The sequence below is a fragment of the Coleofasciculus chthonoplastes PCC 7420 genome (assembly GCF_000155555.1).
GTDB lineage: Bacteria > Cyanobacteriota > Cyanobacteriia > Cyanobacteriales > Coleofasciculaceae > Coleofasciculus > Coleofasciculus chthonoplastes_A.
Genome location: NZ_DS989842.1, coordinates 231,729 through 252,999 on the forward strand (window position 1 = coordinate 231,729; position 21,271 = coordinate 252,999).

Consider the following 21,271-nt stretch of genomic DNA (forward strand, 5'->3'; position numbering starts at 1 on the left):
GTGATAAAATATACGGATTAAGAACGGCGAACTCACCAGTATCGCAATCTCTAAAACAGCGATTGTCCACCAGCGGATTTCTTGATAACTCATTCGCATTTTCTCAATTCAATTTACCCAATGCCCCTCAGGGAAATAGTCTTAAGCTAATCAAAGTTTGTTGAGAAAGACTATCAATTTATTTGGGTATGTTCCTTTTTACAGAGGCGACGACTGGTTTCAGTAGCCTGTGTGTGAAGAGTGCGTGAGAAATCCGTAAAGATAGAGTGAAAAGGAGTTTGGGGGAGATTGGGTGAGGGGGAGATTGGGTGAGGGGGAGCTGGGGAAGCAGAGGGAGCTGGGGGAGCAATGTAGAGACGCGCCATGGCGCGTCTGGAAGCTGTGGAAGCCGATTGCTTGTACAGTGATCAATAGCCTCTGTGATTTTAACATTCTCATGAAACGTTGGATTGTCAGTTTATGCGGTATCGTGCTAGTGCTGGTATGCTCTGGATTGTGGATAACGCCATCAGTGATGGCACAAGCCCAAATCCCTGATTTAACCCAGGCTCAGATTGAGCAGCTCAACGAATTGCGGCAAAAAGCGTTTACGGCGACACAACTGGGTGAATTTGCCACGGCTGAAGCGTATTGGACACAACTGATTGAACTGTTACCCGATAATCCTGTAGGCTGGAGTAATCGGGGAAATGCCAGAGTCAGTCAGAATAAATTAGACGAAGCGATCGCAGATTTTAATCAATCGATTCAGTTAGCGCCCGACGCCCCTGATCCCTATTTGAACCGGGGGACAGCTTATGAAGGAAAGGGAGAATGGCAAAAGGCGATCGCAGATTATCGACAGGTATTGCAGATTAACCCCGATGACGCGATGGCGTACAACAACCTGGGAAACGCTAACGCCGGAAAGGGAGAATGGGAAGCCGCGATCGCGAATTACCAGAAAGCCATTGATTTATCCCCTAATTTTGCCTTCGCCCGGGCTAACCACGCCCTCGCCCTTTATCAAATTGGCGAGAAAAAAGAAGCAATCCTGGAACTCCGCAAACTAATCCGCAAATATCCCCAATTTCCCGATGTTCGGGCTGCACTCACCGCCGCCTTATGGGTTAACGGGAATCAAGGAGAAGCCGAGAGTAACTGGGTAGCTGCTATCGGGTTAGATCAGCGCTATAAAGACATCGATTGGGTGGAAAATATCCGCCGTTGGCCCCCCGCGATGGTGATGGCGTTGGATAAATTTTTACAGTTGGAATAGTGACATACTCCTACACTAACCTGAGTACAGGTATAGTGTAGGCTTCTCAACCAATCCGGCTATTGCGTAGGAGACGTTGAGCTTTAAGAACGGGATGCCCCTCCGCTCTATTTTTTATGTTGATAGCTGCGTTATGATCACGGTCAAGACTGCATCCACAATGGGGGCAATCATGCCATCGAACGTGCAACTTTTTGGGTACTTTCTCGCCGCAAGCAATTGGAGCAATCTTGTGATGTGTTATGGGCGCTTACTGGAATTACCAACTTCCCAGCATTCTCGGCTTTGTTTGTCAGTATCGACAGAAAGTTTGACCACCCAGCATCCAACACAGATTTAGCCAATCGGGTGCGAACAAGTCCTTTAATATTTAAATTTTCATGAGCAACTACATCATATTTCGACAGCAGATAATTAGCTGTCTTGAAGTGAAAGTCCTTCCGTTTATCTGCTACCTGCTTGTGTTGTTTTCCTAGTTGCTTGATAGCCTTAAGCCTACCCTTACTCCCCTTTTTTCGGCGGGCTACCCGTTTCTGGATAACTCCTAACCGTTTTTGAGCTTTACGGTAATGTTGAGGTATCGCAATAGTTTCACCATCGGCAGTTGTCAAGAATTCCTTTAAACCTACGTCAATCCCTGTAATTGAATCTGGGTGGTCTCTTAATTCAGGAAGATGACAGATTAAGGGACAAGCGTTTACTGGAGAACGGTTTTGCTCATACCAGTTGAATCTATCAGCCAACAAATAGTTGTACTCAGCGCACAGCATAGCTAGCCATCTGTCAAGTTCAATGACTTGCTGTTTGGTTGGGCGTAGCTTGTACTGATAAGCGGTTCTCATTGTCTCCCCAAAGGCTGGTGACTATCTTAATATACACCAATTACAGTTTCAGCGCTAAAGAGGTACATCGAAAATCAACACTCACCCGATTAATTTATTGGTCATTTCTGTACCGACAATGACCCGCCTATCCATCCCGACACCAACCTGGGTTGTTACTGAGCCTGTCGAAGTACAGGTATGGTGTGGGGCTTCCGGCGAACAGAGCTAAAATTGTGGGATATATTTTACGATTGAATCGGGCGCACGCCATGCGCCCCTACGGTTTTGGGGCTAATGGTTAATTCATCAAATAAGGTGTGCCACGCCACTACCCTTTGATCAGGGCGCACGTCTGTCATCCGTGTCAACTTAAGGTAGAAAACCAATGCTGGCAAGGTTTTAAACCGTGTCTATCTACTCCTCAACATTTCCCCCTCATCCCCTAACCCCAACTCCGGACCCCCTCGTTTCCCCCTACCCCCCTCGTTCCCCCCTACAAGAGGCAGGGCTAATTCATTGTGATGAGAGAAAATTAGGGCAACCAGGACTATTCATACCAAATCCGATTGCGAGAACCACCTTATAAATTAGAACAGCAAAACGCCATCAACAATGTTACATAAGGCTTTTACCGTTTTCAAAAATGTCTTTGTAAGGGGGGTATGGGAACTGGATTTGGTATCAGACGGCAAGACGACTCTGGGCTAGAAGAACACCATTAGAACAAATAGTTACTTTACGCGATCGCGAATAAACTAGGACTCACCTAGGAGCTGGTTACCACAAAGGTTCTGGGGTTTGGCTCAACAAGGCGATCGCGAATAAACTAGGACTCGCCTAGGAGCTGCTTACCATAAAGGTTTTGGGATTTGGCTCAACAACGCGAGTCGGCACATTTCTTATTAGCTGAAAAATTTGTTCCAGGTTATGACTAATCAGCCGAATTCCGGTGGTTATAGATGAATAGCCATTGTAGCGCAAGATAGTTAATACTAAACTACGAATAATAGAAAAATTAGCGGGAGCGTTACCTTGTCGCATCCGAGAATTATCTTCATCTAACACCACGTCTTTAACCCAATGTAAACGATTCTCGATGCCCCAGTGACCCCGAATACCTTGGGCAAATTGTGCTGCATTGATAGTCAGACTACTGATGTAATATACTATTTGGTGATAGGGTTTACCTGCTCGTGTACCAAAGCGTTCTACCTTAACTAAACGTTGCAAACCTTCCCAATCATAACTAATGCCACTCAGGTCATCAAAAACCGAGACGGAGCGAGTCGTAATGCGATCACTTCGGCGCTCTGTGGTGATATCAAGGCTAACAGGTAACCTTTGTTCAGTAGTCAGCTTAATTTGTTCATGTAGACGTTTTTGATTACCCTTAACAGCAATCACATAATCATTGCCACCTTCTATAATTAACTGTACAGTTTTTTTTGGCAATGTAAGGAATCCAAAGTGAAAACAACTCCTTCTAGGTCTAAAGTAGCTAGGAGATTTTGCACAACAGCAATTTCACTCCCTTGTTTGTTGTGAAATTGTTGGAGAGCAATGGGAACTCCTTTTTGAGCGCTGAATACCGAAACTACATTAATAAAATCTTGATAAGCTTGGTCGTAATTGCTGACAGTAGCCTTAATACTTTTACCATCAACTCCTAACCAGTCTTGTTCTCCCTGAGGAAGACTACTATATACCCAATTATTAAAAATATTAGCTAAATCTGTAAAATCTATTCCCATCATCACCCGCCGAAAAGTGGAGTCAGAAGGAAAACGAGTCGGAGGTAATTGCAGAGTTGTCACCAATGCCTCATGATGCCTCCGACAAAAATCTTCCAGGGCACGATAACCTAAACAATCACTCAGAGTTCCCATAATCACCAGCAAAAGAAGTAACCACAAAGGATAACGCCGTCCTCTTGCGGCACGAAAGTCTGGCACTTGGGTTAAGGCTTCCAGGAGATTGACCTTCATAGCAAGCAAATGACTCGATTAAACTATGGCTGCAAGATTTAGTTTACGCTAAATTCTGGTCGTCCTAATTTTCTCTCATCACAATGAATTAGCCCTGCTACAAGAGGGGGGAGGACAGAGGATGCTTCGCTTTTGTTGCACGGGAGAAGGGGGATCGGATGCTCTTGCTCCCCTCTCCCCGGCGTGGGAGAGGGGCTGGGGGTGAGGGGTTGAGCTTAAGTTGACACGGATGCACGTCGGTGCGCCCCTACAGTTTGTTCTATTCAGCTAAATCCTACGACTGAATTCGCAATCTTAACACTACGGTGCTATTAACCGATTGAGAAGGACGCCACTTGAGCAAATGTCGCTTAATTAACTCAATCACATTTGCTGTTTTCAAGGTTGAAGCCTCTTCCTCTAACATAATCCGCCCGACGCGCCCTTTACTTAACGTAAACTCGAAGACGATTTCACCACTTAAATTAGCGGGTAAATTTATTTGTTGCAAATATTGGGTCAATGAAAGGGTGTCACTTGGCTCCAATCCGGTGACGCTTATTACTTCTAAGTGGGTATTATTGGCGGCTGGAGACGAGGGCTTTTGACGTAGCCTCAAATACATAGCACCAACTTTGGCTGCTTCACTGGAAAGAGAGAGACTTTCATCGGATATACCTGGCGCACTGGCTAAATAGGCTTGTCGTTTTGATTGAATTGACATTGAACGAGATGCTGCTTTACCAAAAAACGCCTTGATAACTAACCTCTTCTGCCATTTCCACGGGAATATTCATAGAAACCGATTGGCTTCCGGGTTCTACCCGCACATCATCACTAACGGCAACAAATGCGGTATATTGACACAATAACTGATAGGTTAATGCTGTATCGGTTACCGCCTCAACTCCAGATTTAGTTTCATAAGTAACCATTTGATTCATCAAGTCTTTAATCCGCGCCCGTCCCCACAATTGAGCAATGGCTGGATTTCCAGTTTCGCTAAAATTGAGCGTGAACGTTTTTTCATAGCGTTCACCTTTGGCGGTAGTACCATTAATTTGTAAATCGCCCGCCATGCGATCGCGCTTTCGTCCAAATAGTACCAAAGGCTGTTGGGCAAATAAATCGGGGGCGATTGCGGGATAAATCTCTGGGGTTTCTCCGCTTCCATTCCAGTTGAGTTCAATGGTGGTTAACACGGGATTATTAATTGAGCGGAAAAAATTTTCAACGACTTTTTCCGTCGGTTCATCATGACGAATAATCCGGCAAATTCCGCGTCCAATTTCAGCAATACGATTAAGTAAAAAGCGGTTAACTGAACTCCCCGCCCCAAAACTATATAACCGATTTCCGGGTTTAAGTTCCTGCTGAACTTCGGCTAAAATGCGATTCTCATTACCAATATATCCATCACTAAGCAAAACCACACTCCGCAAGCGCCCCTCTGGTGCTGGAACATTAATCGCAGCCCGAATTCCACTGAGCATTTCAGTTGCGCCACTGGCGTGTAATTGATTGATATAATTGATGGCTAACTCTCGATTTTCCGGTGTATTAGCCAGGGGAGTTTGGGAGAGATGGCGAACTGCATTAGAAAAGTCAAGAATCGTGAATGTATCGTCAGGATTTAACCCCTGAATAAAGCGCCGCATTAGTTCTTGACATTTGTGCAAAGGTGCGCCTTGTTGAGAACCGGAGGTGTCCATGAGAAACACCACATCTTTGGGAAAAATCTGATCAGGGCGATAGTCTAAAGCGGGGATAAAATAAAGGGCAAAATGTCCGCCCCGTTGATCAGATTGAGTTAAGACGGTGGCTTGGGTATTGTCTCCGGCTACTTGATATCTCAGGATTAAGTCTTTATTCGGAATCGTATCATCACCGCCCAGTTGCACCCGGACAATTTCTCCATGAGTTTCTATCTGCAACTGATGAGAAGGGGAATGGACATTTTGAATTGGTACACCTGCATCAATTTCCACCGTAACGCCGATATCGTGTGCCGATCGCGTTCCTTCAGGTACAATAGGCGGTGTGATTCGGGAAGCATCGGGGACTTCATCGGTATCGCCACTTTCATCAATGGTTGTACCGGGGATATATCGAGGTCCCACCACCATGGGAAAGACGAATTCATAGTCCCCTTGTTCAAAGTTCAAGCTATCGGTGTAGCGAATCGTGACATCAATTTCTTCACCCGGTTTGATATTAGCCAGGGATTGAGTAAAGATATTATCACGTTCTTGTTCCAGTAATCCGGCGGTACGCCCTTCTTGTTTAGCTTGTTCGTAAATCTGTTGGGCTTCTTCCCGCTTTTTAATCGTTCCTTTAATTATGCGATCGCCGATTTTAATTTCCATGTCATCCACGGCGGCTTCATCGGGTAAGGGGAAGACATAGACGGCTTCTAGCGGTTGGGTGAAAGGGTTCTCAAATCGCTGCGTTACCTCTACTCGTGACAGGTTCCCAGCAATTTTCGCCTCAACCTCGGTATGCTTGAGGGGGAAAACCAGAGAGTTTCCGTCTGGAGATTGACAATATAAGCCGTTGTATTTGGGGGGGGTAGATTGAACGGGGGTCATGGTTATCTGTCCTTTTTTATCGGAGTTCTGAGGTTTAGAGGAGTTCTGTTCCCTGAAACGTTAAACTCAGTAGGGTTATAATGCGTTTATGGTAGCTTAGTTTCCGTAGAGCTGCACGTTAGGGATAGATGAACGCGATCGCGCCAACGGGACTCACGCTTCAACTGCCATCATTAACAACTAACCGATTGAAATATTTGTTCAGCGGTTAACTGTAAGTTAGGGAAAGCAACTGACTGGATGCAGTCATTCCCTCGAAATTGACTAACTTGGTATTCTCCCTCCACTAAAACATAAATAGAAACCGTTGGTTGTTTCGGATTACCAATAAATTTACGACCGCCCAGAGCCAAATAATCAACAATCCAGTACTCAGGAATTCCTATTCCTTCGTACTCCCCATATTTTTTGTAGTAATCATCCCGCCAATTACTACTAACCACTTCAATCACCAAAGGAATCGAAGCCCCCAGAATCAAAGTAGATTCTTTTTTCCACAACGGTTCGTTGCTCAAATTCAAACGGTTGATCAACAAGATATCTGGCGAATAAGCCGATTCACTTGATGCTGATTTAACCAGCGCCGTTTTGGGAATAGAATAGGGAAGCTGGAGGCGGACATATTCTAAGGTCAGCTTTTCGGCTAAAAATCCCACAATGTCTTCATGTTCACCTGTAGGCTGTGGCATTTCAATAATGACTCCATCATGCAGTTCATAGCGTTTATTTGCGGGCTTCCATTGGATAAATTCAGCGAAAGTTATGGGTTTTTGTAAGGATTGAACCATAATTATCACCACAATTTTTAACTGGGACATCAACTTCAATAACCAAAGGAATCGAACCCGTAGGGGCACGGCAATGCCGTGCCTGTTTATCAGATTCAAAGAAGGGTTGATTAACACGATATCTGGCAAATAAGCCGGAGCTAGCCTAATTAATGATAAGATAAAACTTTGTCACCGGATCACCCTTGCCCAGCCGACAGAAACTCATTGAATCGGCAACATCGGGGAATTGAAACCTGAACGTACCCCTTTTGTCAGCAGGCTTTCTGCCAAGGATAGGAAGAGGCAAGGTGATCTCCACATAAAGCTCACCCATTCTCGGTTTCATCGTTTATATGAATATTCTCAGTAACCTGCTTTCCAAACCCGCCCAGCAATCCCGTCCGAAAAAACAACGTCGGGGCATCGAAATTAAATCCGAGTCTGAACTTACTATTATGCGGCAGGCGTCTAAAATAGTCGCTACCGTTCTCAAAGAAATTTCCGAACAGGTTAAACCGGGGATGACGACGGCGGATTTGGATGCTTATGCCGAAAAGCGCATCCGCGAAATGGGAGCAACGCCTAGTTTTAAAGGATACCACGGCTTCCCGGCTTCAATCTGTTCCTGTCTCAACAACGAAGTGGTGCATGGAATTCCCAGTCGCAAAAAGGTGATTCGGGCGGGGGATGTGCTGAAAGTTGACACCGGGGCTTACTATGAAGGCTTCCATGGCGACTCCTGTATTACCATTGCCGTGGGTAATGTTAAACCCAACGCCGCCAAGTTAATAGAAGTGGCAGAAGCCGCACTGTATAAAGGAATCGAACAGGTGAAAGCGGGGAACTACCTGCTTGACATTGCGGGGGCGATCGAAGATCATGTTAACGCCAATAGTTTTTTTGTGGTGGAAGATTTCACCGGTCATGGCGTGGGACGCAACCTGCACGAAGAACCCTCTGTGTTTCACTTCCGCACTCGGCAAATGCCCAATGTAAAGTTACGGGAAGGGATGACTCTGGCAATTGAACCGATTATTAATGCAGGTTCCAAGTTTACCCGTATCTTATCGGATCGTTGGACTGCCGTAACCGTCGATAATGCCCTATCCGCTCAGTTTGAGCATACTGTATTGGTGACAGCAGATGGGTACGAAATTTTAACTGACCGCAGCAAAGTGTGAACAAGTCGAGTTAAGATAGATCAACTCAAAACTTAGCCAGGGCGGGTTTAGTCACATCTGGGTTAATCAGAAACGATAGTAGTAAAACCCGCCCCTACCCAAATCGGTTCGGGCGGGTTTAGTCACATCTGGGTTAATCAGAAATGATTAGTAGTAAAACCCGCCCCTACACAAATCGGTTCGGGCGGGTTTAGTCACATCTGGGTTAATCAGAAATGATAGTAGTAAAACCCGCCCCTACACAAACACCAGGTTCTCTGAGCCTAGCATTGGGTCAAAACTAATCGACATCCTAGAGGTATAAAATGTCGGAAATTGTGTCGATTCACTCATTCCGTGGTGGTACGGGCAAATCAAATGCTACAGCGAATCTAGCCGCAACTGTTGCTAAAGCTGGATATCGAGTCGGTATTGTTGATACCGATATCCAGTCTCCTGGCATTCACGTTCTTTTCGGCTTCGATGAGAACAAAATGAAAAATGCCCTAAATGATTACTTATGGGGGCGTTGTCAAATTCAAGATGCGGCGTATGATGTCAGTTCTATTCTCGGAGAAAACCGTAAAATCAATAGCAAAATCTATCTGATTCCGTCCAGTATTCGCATGGGAGAGATTACCCGAATTTTGCGCGAAGGGTATGATGTGAATATGCTAATTGACGGGTTTGAGGATTTAATTCAGGCATTAAAGCTAGACTATCTCTTCATTGATACTCATCCTGGTTTAAATGAAGAAACCCTACTATCTATCACCATCTCTGACGTATTACTCATTATTCTACGTCCAGACCGCCAAGACTTTCAAGGAACGGCTGTTACCGTTGATGTGGCACGTAAGTTGCAAGTGCCTAAGTTACTGTTGATGGTGAATAAAGCCCATGAAGCCCTTGACTTTAAGGCATTAGAGCAAGATATAGCACAAACCTATCAGGCTACAGTTGCAGGTATTTTACCCTTGTCAGAAGAGATGATTCAACTCGCTAGCGGTGATGTATTTTGCGTCCGCTTTCCGAGTCATCCTTTAAGCCTAGAAATCAAAAAAGTGGCACAGCAAATTATGACGTAATTAAAACTCAGTTCGTAGTTGCGCTGTCTTCGCTAAAAATCCTATCACTGACTGCCAACTCTAAAATTAAATAAGTACCATTCAGGTTAAATCTAAGGTGGAGGAATCTACGCAGTTTAATGTGGTTTGTATCCAAAATCATATTGTACTTAGTTATCTAAAATGAACTGAGTCGCCCCTATAATGTCAGAAAAAGACATGGATATGAGAATTAGTCACCTAAGAGTTGATAATTTTAAATCACTCGTTGACTTTGATTTACCTTTAGCAAAATTTAACTGTTTAGTTGGACTGAATGGTTCAGGTAAATCAACAGTATTGCAATTCTTTTATTTTTTATCTCAACAGGTTAAAGGGGAGCTAGATGATTGGTTAAAAAAACGGCAGTGGGAAGCCTCTGATATTAATTCAAAGTTAACTCGAAAAAATAATATTTATTTTGAAGCTTGTCTTCTACATAATGAAGGCTTTGAGATTAAATGGTCTGCTAGTTTTAACCGGACAACATTGCGTTGTACCGCTGAACGTATAGATTGGAATAATAATTTAATTCTGAAAGTAGAAGATGGAAAATATAATATCTGGGCTTTGACTAAGCAAGAGCGGGAGAACAAATTATCTGGAACTATCACGTTTGATTATCAAGGGTCATTACTATCACAGATTAAAGAATCTCAATTAACCAGACAAACTCTTGAAATCAAGAAGTTTTTTGAAGAAATAAATGCATTAGATCTTTTGGCTCCTGAGTTGTTAAGACAGCGGACACGAGAAGCAACGAATAGTTTAGGGTTGGGTGGAGAGCGTCTTTCAGCCTTTCTCTATGAAATTGGAGCAGCTAAACGAGACGATATTAGACAAACAATAACTGAAATTTATCCAACAATCAAACAAATTGATGTAGAAAGACTCCGTTATGGATGGAAGAAAATTATAATTGAAGAGAAATTCCAAAATAACCTATTAAAGACAGAAGCACGCCATGTGGCTGATGGCTTTTTGCGAATGCTGGCGATTTTGGCGCAACTGTCTAAAGAGCAAAGTTTTTTGTTGCTTGATGAAATAGAGAATGGTATTAATCCGGAACTCATTGAGTTTGTCGTTGATAGTTTAGTTCAATCTCCTCCACAAGTACTGGTCACAACTCATAGTCCAATGATTTTGAATTATCTCGAAGATGATATTGCCATTGCAGGTGTAATTTACCTATACAAAACGCCAAATGGCTCGACACAAGCTGTGCGACTCTTTGATATTCCTTCTATGCGAGAGAAATTAACGGTTATGGCTCCAGGGGAAGTTTATGAGGATACGTTGTTGACTCAACTTGACCAAGAAATTAATAACCTAAAACAAACAAATTAGTCACAGGTACGTTGGCTGTGTTTTTACTACTAAGTGGAGAAGGAGCATCTGATATAGGCGCTCAGAATGAAATTGGTCCCATGGCTAAATTTATTGATCATTGGGTCATTCGACGTAGCGATTACGGGTCTTCCGGACTTAGTGGGCTAAACTATCAGCTTTAATGAACCAGGAAGCTTACCACACAAGGACTGCCGCTTTTCACCGCCTCAAAACTCTCTTGAAATCCGGGTAAAATTGGTTAAAGCTATTGCTGTCCCATATTCCGGCAAATCAAACTAACAATTTAGCACACTAACTACGGAAGACCCAACAAATTTTACATGGTGTTCCAATGATTCCCAAACCCAAGTCTGAAGCTTGGGTTTTGTGTGCCTTGCGGGAGCGTTATCAAAATTGTCAGCGACTTGAAAATGAGTCAGGTAATGATGATTCGCCTAACTCTTTGAAAAAACAGTTAGAAGAGCATCTGGGTAAACCAGCAACAAGAGAGTTACTGAATGATAAAATTGATCAAGGTAACCTAGATATTAGCCAAATTATAGATATGCCTAGTCTTAAAGCATTTAAAGACAGATTAGATGAAGTATTGGATAATCTGGGATTACCTCAGCAGGATTATTGACCGATTTGAGTAAAGGGCGACCCGATCAAATTGAGTGGATACAGTTGTTAATTGGTGCAAGCGGGTCGCCCCTACAGGAGGACTAAAGGTGACATATTCCAGATTTATTCTATTGCTTTCGTGTCTTTAAAATGGGTAATAAAGCAGCTATCGTAACTGAAGTTCATCTAACAAATCATTGACCCAAAGGGTATCTGCTTCTGACAATGAGGGTATCAGTTCTAGACTATAATCAATGGTGTAATCATAACCGGCTCGGTCGTAAACCTGATGCAGCAATGCTTGTAAATCTACTACAGGTTCTCTATCGCCTGCACGCAGGGGTATCGGAAACGCCGGAATTGGTTGCGGTAAATTAAAAGCATATAAATCTGCTTGAGGACGACGTTCTTGACGACTAATTAAAATTCGATAATCTGACTGAATTGTATTATTTAAGAGTGGCATGGGTTGCCATTGCCGCAGTAAGTCAATTTCAATTAAATGGGTAAAACTCCCAAAAATTTTCTGCCGTTTTTTAACGTAGGTTTCTCGCCCTTCTCCAGCACGCTTGTTGACGGGGGAAATAATTTCAATCGCTGTCACGACTTGCCCGGTGACTAAATCTCGCACTTCTAGATATGCTTGTTTGATTTGTTCGGGTATGGGTACAGTTACCGTCGTCGGTTGTTCGGTAGGTGGGGCAACAGCGACTGTTGATTCTTGGTTATCGGGATCATTCGGTTTTCTGTTGACTGTAACATCAGGAATCCCTAGCAAAAGTCCACTATCCCCATCGGTTTGGTTAATCTGATAAATGCGCTTTTCAATCGCGACTCGGTACTTAGGACGAACTTGGGGAACTAGAACATCAGAAATTGCTACAATCAAGCGATTGTGAACTTCCACCCAAAAGTCAGGATGTTCTAAATAAGGATTCATGCCGGGAAATGGAGAAGCCATATTAATTCGTCATTTGTACAAGAAGGCGGGTTTTGAATAAATGTTATCATCAAGAATGAACAGAAAAGCCCTAAACCTACCCCTACAGATACGCTACTCAGTCGGGGCGGGTTTATTTACATTTGGGTAAGGTAAGAAACGATAGTAGTGAAACCCGCCCCTACAGACGAATAATGGCACGTCTCTACATTAAATGCCTAAACGTTGATAAATCTCGTCGAGATGGCGAAAATGATGTTGGGGATTAAAACAGTCCTCAATTTCATCGGGTGTTAGCTGACTCTGAACCTGAGAATCTTGGCTAATCAGTTCCCGGAAATTTCCCCCCGGTTGATTCCATGCCTGATGAGCGCAAGACTGGACAATACTGTAGGCGTCTTCTCGACTGGTTCCCTTTTCTACAAGGGTTAACATGACTCGTTGACTAAAGATAACACCGCCATATCGATTCAGATTCCGCTTCATGTTTTCTGGGTACACCAATAGGTGTTTGACTAAATGAGTCATTTCATGGAGCATAAAGTGGGTCAAAATGCAAGTGTCGGGCAGGATAATTCGTTCCACAGAGGAGTGAGAAATATCTCGTTCGTGCCATAGTGCCATATTCTCCAATGCCGCGATCGCATGACCCCGAAGAATCCGCGCCATCCCGCTTAGGCGTTCAGACCGAATCGGGTTACGCTTATGAGGCATGGCAGACGAACCTTTTTGTCCTTTGGCAAAGAATTCCTCCACTTCTAAGACATCGGTGCGTTGTAAGTTGCGAATTTCTACCGCAAAGCGTTCCAGAGACGCCCCTAACAGGGCGAACTGCTGGACAAATTCACCATGACGATCGCGCGAAATGACTTGAGTGGATGCCATATCTGGATCAAGTCCCAGTTTCTGACAGGCGATCGCTTCCACACGGGGGTCAGTATTGGCGTAGGTTCCCACTGCACCGGAAATCTTACCGACAGCAATATGTTGGCGCAAATTCACCAAGCGATCGCGGTGTCGCAGAATTTCCGCTAACCACCCAGCTAGCTTAAAGCCAAAGGTAATCGGTTCCGCATGAATCCCATGCGATCGCCCAATCATCACCGTGTAGCGATGTTGTTGCGCCTGATAGCGAATCGCTTGAATCAGTTGCTCCAAGCATTCCACAATTAAATTTAGACTGGCAACCAGTTGTAATGCCAACGCCGTATCTAAAACATCAGAACTGGTTAATCCCAAGTGGATGTAGCGCCCCACATCCCCCACATACTCATTCACATTCGTCAGGAATGCAATCATATCATGACGGACTTCCGCCTCAATTTCCAAGATGCGATCAACGTCAAAATTTGCCTTCGCCTTAATTTCCGCAACCGCATCCGCCGGAATTTCACCCAATTCCGCTTTTGCCTCACAAACCGCAATTTCCACCTGTAGCCAGGTTTTGAATTTATAGGTATCTGTCCAGAGTTCGCCCATTTCAGGCAAGGTATAGCGCTCGATCAATGCCTGTATTGCCCAATACAACCGTCATATTGTACAACTGTGCCTTGGTTTATTCCATTTTTTTAGCGGTTGGATTGTAAAAGCTTTGTAATTGGGAGACATAAGTCCGCCTTTGTGGACAGGTATCCTTCAGACTTGCAGGATAAACTAGCAAAAGTACCTATTGCAATATTTCCATGTTTGATCTCACGTCCCTACTTGAATTTTCCCGCGCCCATTGTGTGGCGATTTGTGGGGGGTTAGTTCCCCTAAACTTACTGCTGACATTACAGACGATGATTTTGACGGGACTCCAGCGCCCTCAACGTCAGGTGCGGTTAGCGGCTGCATTTGCCTGTCTTCCGGCTGGGGTGATGGTTCTCCATGTTTGGACATGGTTGATGATTGGGGTGGTGATGGCGCCCACGTTCATCTTGTTAGGGTTAGCTTGTATCTGTGTGGGGATTAATCTGTGGGCGAGTCTTTTCCCGCAAACGATGGCGGGTGTACTGCGAGGGGGGTGGTTCTGGGTGATGAGGCGTGTCCACCATTCTGGTAAGCGTCGTGATTCTGTGGTTGTTTCTTAAGTTTAAAGAACCAGCATCCCCGATTTTCCTGAGAAGTCGGGGATTTTGCTTGTGCTAATCGCCCCAGTTGCCCAACCCCTCGGTAATTATAGCAACCGCCATGGCTGTTAGGACACATCATTTATGTAGAGACGTTGCATGCAACGTCTCTACAATGGTGCCGAACGTCCTAATCGATATGTCTATTGCTATACCTACGCCCATCACTGAGGAAAGGGTGACTTGATCTGACGTTTAATTCTCTGCAACGCTTGATTTTCCTGGTTTTGAGCCGTTTTCGGGGTGGGGGTTCGTGGTGAAGTTTTGAGAACATTTGTCGATTCTTCATAAAAACTTTATATAAATACTGAGTTTTGGGGCTACATCTTTACCAAAACTTTATAGACTTAAAGCTTTATCGTACTAATATCTATGTAGAGAGACAAATTTACATCTACTTCAAGGGAGTTTATTATGAGTCAAAGATTTATAAAGTATACTCAACAATTATCGATGGCGGCTGCAGTAGGAGCAATAGCGGCTACTACATTAAGTGTTAATCCCGCCAGTGCTTTTTCAATTACAACGGGCGGTCAAGCTAAAGGTAGTCCTGCTGGAATTGAAGGGCTGACCACTAATGTATCTAACGCAAGAGTCATCACTTTCAACGAAGCTGTTGACTCTCCGTTTACGACAGTTGATCAAATAGATCAAAAGGGCGCTACTTACTCTCCGGGAAATGCCTTAGTCATCAATAACGGAGGCGCTTTTGTTAGCCAAACAGGAGCTATTCCCTATTCCGGTCCACCTAGCGGTAGTACGAATAACACTTCAGCTTACCTTTCACTTCCTACAAATAATAACAATGGTGTAAGCCAAGTTACCATTACCTTACCTACACTGTCAAACTACTGGGGTTTACACTGGGGTTCAATGGACGATGCAAGTGCCAATAGCCCAGCTAACCAAATTGAATTTTTGCGAGATGGTACAGTCTTAGCGACCTTTACCCCAGATGATTTAACAGCTTTAGGTTTAGATGTAGAAGCCGGAGGCGGTCCTGGTAATCAAGGACTTGCAAGAGCGAATCCCTACGTTAATTTCTTTTCTGATAACTCAGGAGAATGGTTTAACGGAGTAAGACTGACTCAACTGGGTAACAATAATAATATTGCTTTTGAAAGCGACAACCACGCTTATCGTCCAGTTCCCGAACCTCTGACGATTCTAGGTTCCGGCTTGGCTTTAGGATTTGGCGCTATCTTCAAAAAACAACAGTCACGGCGGCGTTAGTTCTGTTTCATAACTTCTGTGTAGAGACGTTGCATGCAACGTCTCTACAATGTTGTGTGGATGACTGAAACGGATGGATAAACATCAGAGTTTTATTTAGATCCCCGACTTCGCTAAATCAATGGTAATTTCCCTTTACCAAATCTTTATATAAACACTGCTATTAATTCTGCTATCTTCACGGCAGCTTCACCTAAAAGTAAGCTTCATTAAATTAATATCTACCTAGAGGAACAAATAAAGTTCTCTTTATAAAGACTAGATGAGCTTGATAAAGCTATGACAATGAATAAGGATGCATCAATCATCACTACCGTAGCTGCTACAGCAACCGCTATGATCGGGGTTATTTCCCTCAGTGGATTTACGATTACCACGGGCGGTGAACTCAAAGGTAGCCCAGCCGGAAGTGAGGGACTGACGACCAGTAGACCCGGTGCTGTAGTGATTGATTTCAATGACGCGCCTGACCTTGACTTCACAAAGGTTGGTGCGGTTAATCAAAAAGGAACAACCTACTCTCCAGAAGACGCATTAGTGATTAACAACGGTGGCGCACTCGTACCCACAAAAGGAGCAGTCCCCTTTTCCAGTCCCACCCAAAATAATACGTCAGCTTACTTGTCACTACCGACAAATTCTCAGGATGATGGAGACATCAACCAAGTCTCGATTCAGTTACCTAAACCCTCCAGCTATTGGGGGATGCATTGGGGGTCTATGGATTCGAGTAATCAAATTGAATTTTTCCGAGGTGATACCCGTTTAGCCCGGTTTACGCCCGATGATTTTGTCAGTTTGGGAGTGGGTCCTGGCGTTGGGGGGGATAATCAAACAGAGGAGTCTAACAATCCTTATATCAATTTCTCGGCTCAGGGATCACAGCAATGGTTTGATAGAGTAGTGCTGACTCAACAGGGTGAGGATGAAACCCTCGCCTTTGAAAGCGACAACCACGCTTATGATGCAGTACCTGAACCCCTGACGATTCTGGGCTCAGGGCTGGCTTTGGGATTTGGCGCTTTGTTCAAAAAACAACAGTCACGGCGACAGTAGTCAATTCATAACCTTTGCTTCTGTGTAGAGACGCGCCATGGCGCGTCTCTACAATGTTGTTGGGATGGCTTCACAGCCAGAGGTTTACGCACGATGAACCATCAGCGATAAGCTTAGGAATATATTCCACACAACCAAGAACTGCTTTAGGCTATCACTTAGAAGCAGTGCCATAGTCTCACAATAGGCGATGACCACATTACTAACGCTTTTTAGCAAACAACGGCAGGAACTGCAAGGCGCGATCGATAAAACCACGAATCCAGAACAGGTGGTGATGCTGGTGCAAAACCAACTCAATACTCTGGAAAGCAGTTACATCGGGGGACTGAGTGTCTCTCAAGTGCGTCTGGCGGCTTTTTTCCTGGATGCACTACGCCAGTCTGTGGCGACGCTAGCGGCGGCGAATCCAATCAACCCGATGCGGGTTACCCCCCCAGAATCGGAGTCAGAGGACCAAACAGGGCGACAATTATCTCCCAAACGCCTGATTCTCAAAGTTCTTCAGGGACTTCTCTGTATCGGTATCTTGGATTCGCTGTTCAACTTAAGTTCCGATGCGCCCGGAGTGTGGTTAGATATTTTGCTGATGGCGTTGTTGGTTGGGCTAGAGGTTGTCTCCCAACTCGATAAAAGTCCTCCAGAAAACCCTACAGAAACGCCGGAATCAATCGCCTCTCAGCTTACCCTGCGAATCGATAGTCAAGTCTTGTTAGACAACATAGCAGAAGCTCTCAACACCATTGATTTAGCCGTTGCTCAAGCCCAAGATGGGAAGAAAACCGTCGATGCGAATGCAATTGAGGAACAACCTGAATTATTAAATCTGCTACAACGGTTGATAGGCGCATCATTTCTAGAAAAGCCTCAGATGGCGCTAGAACTGACTAAACTTATACCCCAAATTTTGGTTGAGCAGGGGATTGAAGCCAAACTCTATCAACCGGAGGATGTCAAGAGTCATCGGGAGTATTTTGACTTCGAGCCAAGTATCAACCCCAATGCTAAAGAGTATATTACAATCGCGCCCGCTTTAGTGAAAGGCGATCGCTTATTGCGGCGGGGACGGGTAATTGAACCGAGAACTTAATAAATAATTAATTATGACTGATGTAGTTTTCCGAAAAAACGTTGAAAAAACTGAGAGTCCTGTCAACCGGGATGCCTCTCCATTATCTTCTATTCTTTCCGAGAATATGCACGTTTTAGAAACCATTGGATTTGATTTAGGACACGGTGAAACAGCCGTGGCTAAAGCGCTAGTGGAGAGCATTGACCCCCCAGAAATGCTGGAGGTGAATAATAAGAAAGTGCAAATTACCGCCTTAGGCTGGCATCCGGATCTGGGTTATTTGGTGGGGGAACAGGCTTTAATCCAAGTGGGTGTAACTCAACTGGATATTGCCTTCAAACAAAAACCGAATCCGGATCTAGATTACCGCAAAACCATTCGCCATTTTCTAGAAACCTATTACAGACTTTTGCAAAAAAGCAAACAACTGGAAGGGGAAGAAAAGAGTCATTTTTTCGTCGGTTGTCCCTCTGGCTGGTCAAAGCGCGATCGCCAGGATTACCAAACCATCTGTAAAGCCGCCGGAATTCCCAGACTCAGCGTAGTTCCGGAATCACGGGCGGCATTTATGCAGGCGAAGGAAGCAGGGAAGCTGGACTATGATAAGCTCAAATCGGCGGTACTGATTATTGATATTGGCTCGTCCACAACCGATTTTACCTTAGTCAAGAGTTTACATGAAATTCCCCTGGATTTTGGCAGTAATACCTTAGGCGCTTTCCTGATTGACCGAGCAATTTTTGAGCGAACTGTGGCGAACTATGAAGATACCGCCCTATTAAAATGGGTGTTTGAAGAATATCCCCATCATAAATCCCGTTGTCTCTTGGCTAGCCGGAAAGCCAAAGAAGATTATTTTTCTAATGAACAAGTCTACAGCCATCCCCAATCCTTTGCCCGGGGCTTTGAATCGATTAACGAACAGATTTATTTTATCCCCCAAGTCAATAAAACCGTTATGACGGAGATATTGAATCAACCATTAACAGAATTGGATGGGAAAAGTTGGGTTGAATCATTTCGGGAATCAGTGATTGAGGCAAAAGAAACCTTAGCGAAACAAGGAATAACCCCCAAAGTGATATTAATGACAGGGGGCGCATCACGGATGCAATTTACCCGTCAGATTTGCGAAGAAATCTTCCCCGAACCCGCCACCCAGGTGCGCCCTGATCCTGAACCCGAACGGTGTATTGCCCTAGGATTAGCCCGAGTTGGACGGTGGGATTTACGGGCGGAAGCGTTTAAAAAAGAAGTGGATCAACGGTTTGATTCTGAGAAACTAAAATCGATTATTGAACGCCATATTCCTGAGTTAATTGAACTGCTGATTAAACCGCTATCTCAGGGGTTAATTGACAACGCGGTTAAACCCAGTTTACAAGACTGGCGCATGAATAAAATCCGGACATTAGGTGACTTGGAAACTCGGATGAAGCAGAAGGCGGAGGCGTGGATTAAACAGGATGCGATGGGGAATAAGGGTAATGAATCCGCCCGACAGATTGTCAAAAATCAATCGATTACCTGGTTTAACAGCAAAATTCAACCCGAATTATCAGTAGAAACTGACCCAATTTGTCAAAGATATCAGATACCCCGAAGTAGTTTACGATTTGAGGAAGGGATTGATCCGGATGTGGTTAACCCCGAAATCTCCGTGGGCGATGCTATCTTGGCGGATACGGTGTTATTAATTGTTAATCTCGTGATTGGTGGGGGAACAGTTGGGGGAATTATTGCCTTGATTTTAACTGGACATTTGGCTTGGCCCCTATTAGTCATTTATGGGATTTCCGTACTGGCGGCTGGTGTAGAAATCACCCGTAGCAAAACCCAGGAAGCGATTAAGACAAAATTAGATATTCCCGGTTGGAGTCGTCAATTTCTGTTGAATGATAATAAGATTAACTCAACGTGCGAACAAATGAAACCGGAGTTAGAGAATGTGTTTCGAGAACAACTAATTGAGAATCAAGAAACCTTTGATGAACTGATTAATAAGGTGGGACGAGAGTTAAAAAAAGCGCTCAATGCAAAGGCGCAAGAGGCGGTAATTTTGATTCAGTAGAAAATGCGAGGAAATAATAATCACGCATTCGTTGGAGTTTAGGGACAATTTGCAGGGGTGGGTTTAGAGACAATTTGTAGGGGCGGGTTTAGGGATAATTTGTAGGGGCGGGTTTAGGGACAATTTGTAGGGGCGGGTTTAGGGACAATTTGTAGGGGCGGGTTTAGGGACAATTTGTAGGGGCGGGTTTAGGGATAATTTGTAGGGGCGGGTTTAGGGACAATTTGTAGGGGCGGGTTTAGGGACAATTTGTAGGGGCGGGTTTAGGGACAATTTGTAGGGGCGGGTTTAGGGATAATTTGTAGGGGCGGGTTTAGGGATTCAATTAGATAGTCACCGATAAATGAACAACAAAACCCGCCCTCCTCACCGATAAATGAACAACGAAACCCGCCCTCCTCACCGATAAATGAACAACGAAACCCGCCCTCCTCACCGATAAATGAACAACAAAACCCGCCCTACCCACCGATAAATGAACAACAAAACCCGCCCAGATTAACCATAGCTGAAAATAAATTTGACAGGTTTTCCGGGCGCACGTCTGTGCGCCCCTACAATGGTGAAATAGATTTTACAGGTTTTGAATTCGTCATAGAGATGATAGGGATTGCAAAGGTTGTAGGGGCGAGTCGCTGTTCAAATATAGCGGTGTGAAGATTAACTTGTCTCGACTCGCCCTGGTCTCAATGTACGCCGTGTCAGATAATTACTGATACTTGATGCAGGGCGACCCGATAAAATTGATGGATGGGTTATGTTGATTTTGTACGGCGGGTCGCCCCTACAGATATCTTGACCAATAACGCTAAGTGCGATCGCACAACTCGAACCCACAGCACACAATCCTACTACTGCAAGAGTTGCAACGTTCCCTGAATTCGCTCAAACGCCTGTCGATACGCCGCCTCATTGCCACTTCCTTTCGCCAAACTAATCACAATAATATCTTGACCATCGCCACTGGGAAGCACAATATTCTCAAACTCGTACAATCCTGTAGATTGGAATGCGATCGCGTCTAGACGTTCCCGGAGAATTCACCCCAGAGGAAGGTTCTGCTTGACAAGCAATAGTCAATCCCAAACTCACACAGCACAACACTCGACCCAAAAACCAGGGGATGCGACTGTTAGTTATCCATTGGCGCCGAATTGACATAAAT

At 44.5% G+C, this 21,271-nt stretch carries 15 protein-coding genes and 3 pseudogenes; 10 read left to right on the forward strand and 8 right to left on the reverse strand.

Annotation, left to right across the window (positions count from 1 at the left end; translation table 11 throughout):
• Positions 1–436 precede the first annotated feature (436 nt).
• Positions 437–1,258 carry a tetratricopeptide repeat protein gene (locus MC7420_RS02975; protein WP_006098646.1) on the forward strand — a complete coding sequence of 274 codons (822 nt, stop codon included), beginning with the start codon at positions 437–439 and terminating at the stop codon, positions 1,256–1,258.
• A gap of 46 nt (positions 1,259–1,304) precedes the next feature.
• On the opposite strand, the pseudogene MC7420_RS02980 reads toward MC7420_RS02975, so the two are convergent.
• From MC7420_RS02980 to MC7420_RS03000, 4 genes and pseudogenes are all read right to left on the reverse strand, one after another.
• Positions 1,305–2,100: pseudogene (locus MC7420_RS02980) on the reverse strand (RNA-guided endonuclease InsQ/TnpB family protein).
• 819 nt (positions 2,101–2,919) lie between these two features.
• Positions 2,920–4,067: pseudogene (locus MC7420_RS44000) on the reverse strand (ISAs1 family transposase).
• Between the two features lie 274 nt (positions 4,068–4,341).
• A pseudogene (locus MC7420_RS02995) lies at positions 4,342–6,634 on the reverse strand (VIT domain-containing protein).
• Positions 6,635–6,807: 173 nt separating this feature from the next.
• Positions 6,808–7,422, reverse strand: coding sequence for a Uma2 family endonuclease (locus MC7420_RS03000; RefSeq protein WP_044204932.1), 615 nt, complete (start codon positions 7,420–7,422; stop codon positions 6,808–6,810).
• 335 nt (positions 7,423–7,757) lie between these two features.
• On the opposite strand from MC7420_RS03000, the gene map reads away from it, so the two are divergent.
• The 4 genes from map to MC7420_RS03025 all read left to right on the forward strand — a co-directional run bounded on the left by map (position 7,758) and on the right by MC7420_RS03025 (position 11,642).
• Entirely contained in the window at positions 7,758–8,585 is an 828-nt protein-coding gene (gene map / locus MC7420_RS03010; RefSeq protein WP_006098545.1) for a type I methionyl aminopeptidase, read from the forward strand.
• A 305-nt stretch (positions 8,586–8,890) separates the two neighbouring features.
• The gene (locus tag MC7420_RS03015) at positions 8,891–9,652 is read left to right on the forward strand and encodes a MinD/ParA family ATP-binding protein (protein ID WP_006098416.1); all 762 of its coding nucleotides are present in this window, start codon (positions 8,891–8,893) and stop codon (positions 9,650–9,652) included.
• Positions 9,653–9,835: 183 nt separating this feature from the next.
• The gene (locus MC7420_RS03020) at positions 9,836–11,017 is read left to right on the forward strand and encodes an AAA family ATPase (RefSeq protein WP_198016362.1); all 1,182 of its coding nucleotides are present in this window, start codon (positions 9,836–9,838) and stop codon (positions 11,015–11,017) included.
• Positions 11,018–11,351: 334 nt separating this feature from the next.
• Complete coding sequence (locus tag MC7420_RS03025) at positions 11,352–11,642, forward strand: hypothetical protein (RefSeq protein WP_006098415.1); 291 nt, start codon at positions 11,352–11,354, stop codon at positions 11,640–11,642.
• 147 nt (positions 11,643–11,789) lie between these two features.
• Here MC7420_RS03025 and MC7420_RS03030 read toward each other — a convergent pair whose 3' ends face one another.
• Entirely contained in the window at positions 11,790–12,584 is a 795-nt protein-coding gene (locus tag MC7420_RS03030; RefSeq protein WP_006098640.1) for a DUF4058 family protein, read from the reverse strand.
• 189 nt (positions 12,585–12,773) lie between these two features.
• Positions 12,774–14,069 (reverse strand): adenylosuccinate lyase, encoded by a 1,296-nt coding sequence (gene purB, locus MC7420_RS03035; RefSeq protein WP_044204662.1) that lies wholly within the window; start codon positions 14,067–14,069, stop codon positions 12,774–12,776.
• Positions 14,070–14,245: 176 nt separating this feature from the next.
• On the opposite strand from purB, the gene MC7420_RS03040 reads away from it, so the two are divergent.
• From MC7420_RS03040 to MC7420_RS03060, 5 genes are all read left to right on the forward strand, one after another.
• Positions 14,246–14,635: a hypothetical protein gene (locus MC7420_RS03040; RefSeq protein WP_006098587.1), complete on the forward strand. Its 390-nt coding sequence runs from the start codon at positions 14,246–14,248 to the stop codon at positions 14,633–14,635.
• 453 nt (positions 14,636–15,088) lie between these two features.
• Positions 15,089–15,907: a PEP-CTERM sorting domain-containing protein gene (locus MC7420_RS03045; RefSeq protein WP_006098666.1), complete on the forward strand. Its 819-nt coding sequence runs from the start codon at positions 15,089–15,091 to the stop codon at positions 15,905–15,907.
• 279 nt (positions 15,908–16,186) lie between these two features.
• On the forward strand, positions 16,187–16,963 hold the full coding sequence (locus MC7420_RS03050; RefSeq protein WP_157453006.1) for a PEP-CTERM sorting domain-containing protein: 777 nt from the start codon (positions 16,187–16,189) through the stop codon (positions 16,961–16,963).
• 190 nt (positions 16,964–17,153) lie between these two features.
• The gene (locus tag MC7420_RS03055; RefSeq protein WP_006098327.1) at positions 17,154–18,053 is read left to right on the forward strand and encodes a hypothetical protein; all 900 of its coding nucleotides are present in this window, start codon (positions 17,154–17,156) and stop codon (positions 18,051–18,053) included.
• 106 nt (positions 18,054–18,159) lie between these two features.
• Complete coding sequence (locus MC7420_RS03060; protein ID WP_006098713.1) at positions 18,160–20,106, forward strand: Hsp70 family protein; 1,947 nt, start codon at positions 18,160–18,162, stop codon at positions 20,104–20,106.
• 851 nt (positions 20,107–20,957) lie between these two features.
• Here MC7420_RS03060 and MC7420_RS39070 read toward each other — a convergent pair.
• Positions 20,958–21,101: a hypothetical protein gene (locus tag MC7420_RS39070; protein ID WP_157453007.1), complete on the reverse strand. Its 144-nt coding sequence runs from the start codon at positions 21,099–21,101 to the stop codon at positions 20,958–20,960.
• Positions 21,088–21,267: a hypothetical protein gene (locus MC7420_RS39075; protein WP_006098596.1), complete on the reverse strand. Its 180-nt coding sequence runs from the start codon at positions 21,265–21,267 to the stop codon at positions 21,088–21,090. The genes MC7420_RS39070 and MC7420_RS39075 overlap by 14 nt, the downstream gene beginning before the upstream one ends.
• Between the last annotated feature and the right edge of the window lie 4 nt (positions 21,268–21,271).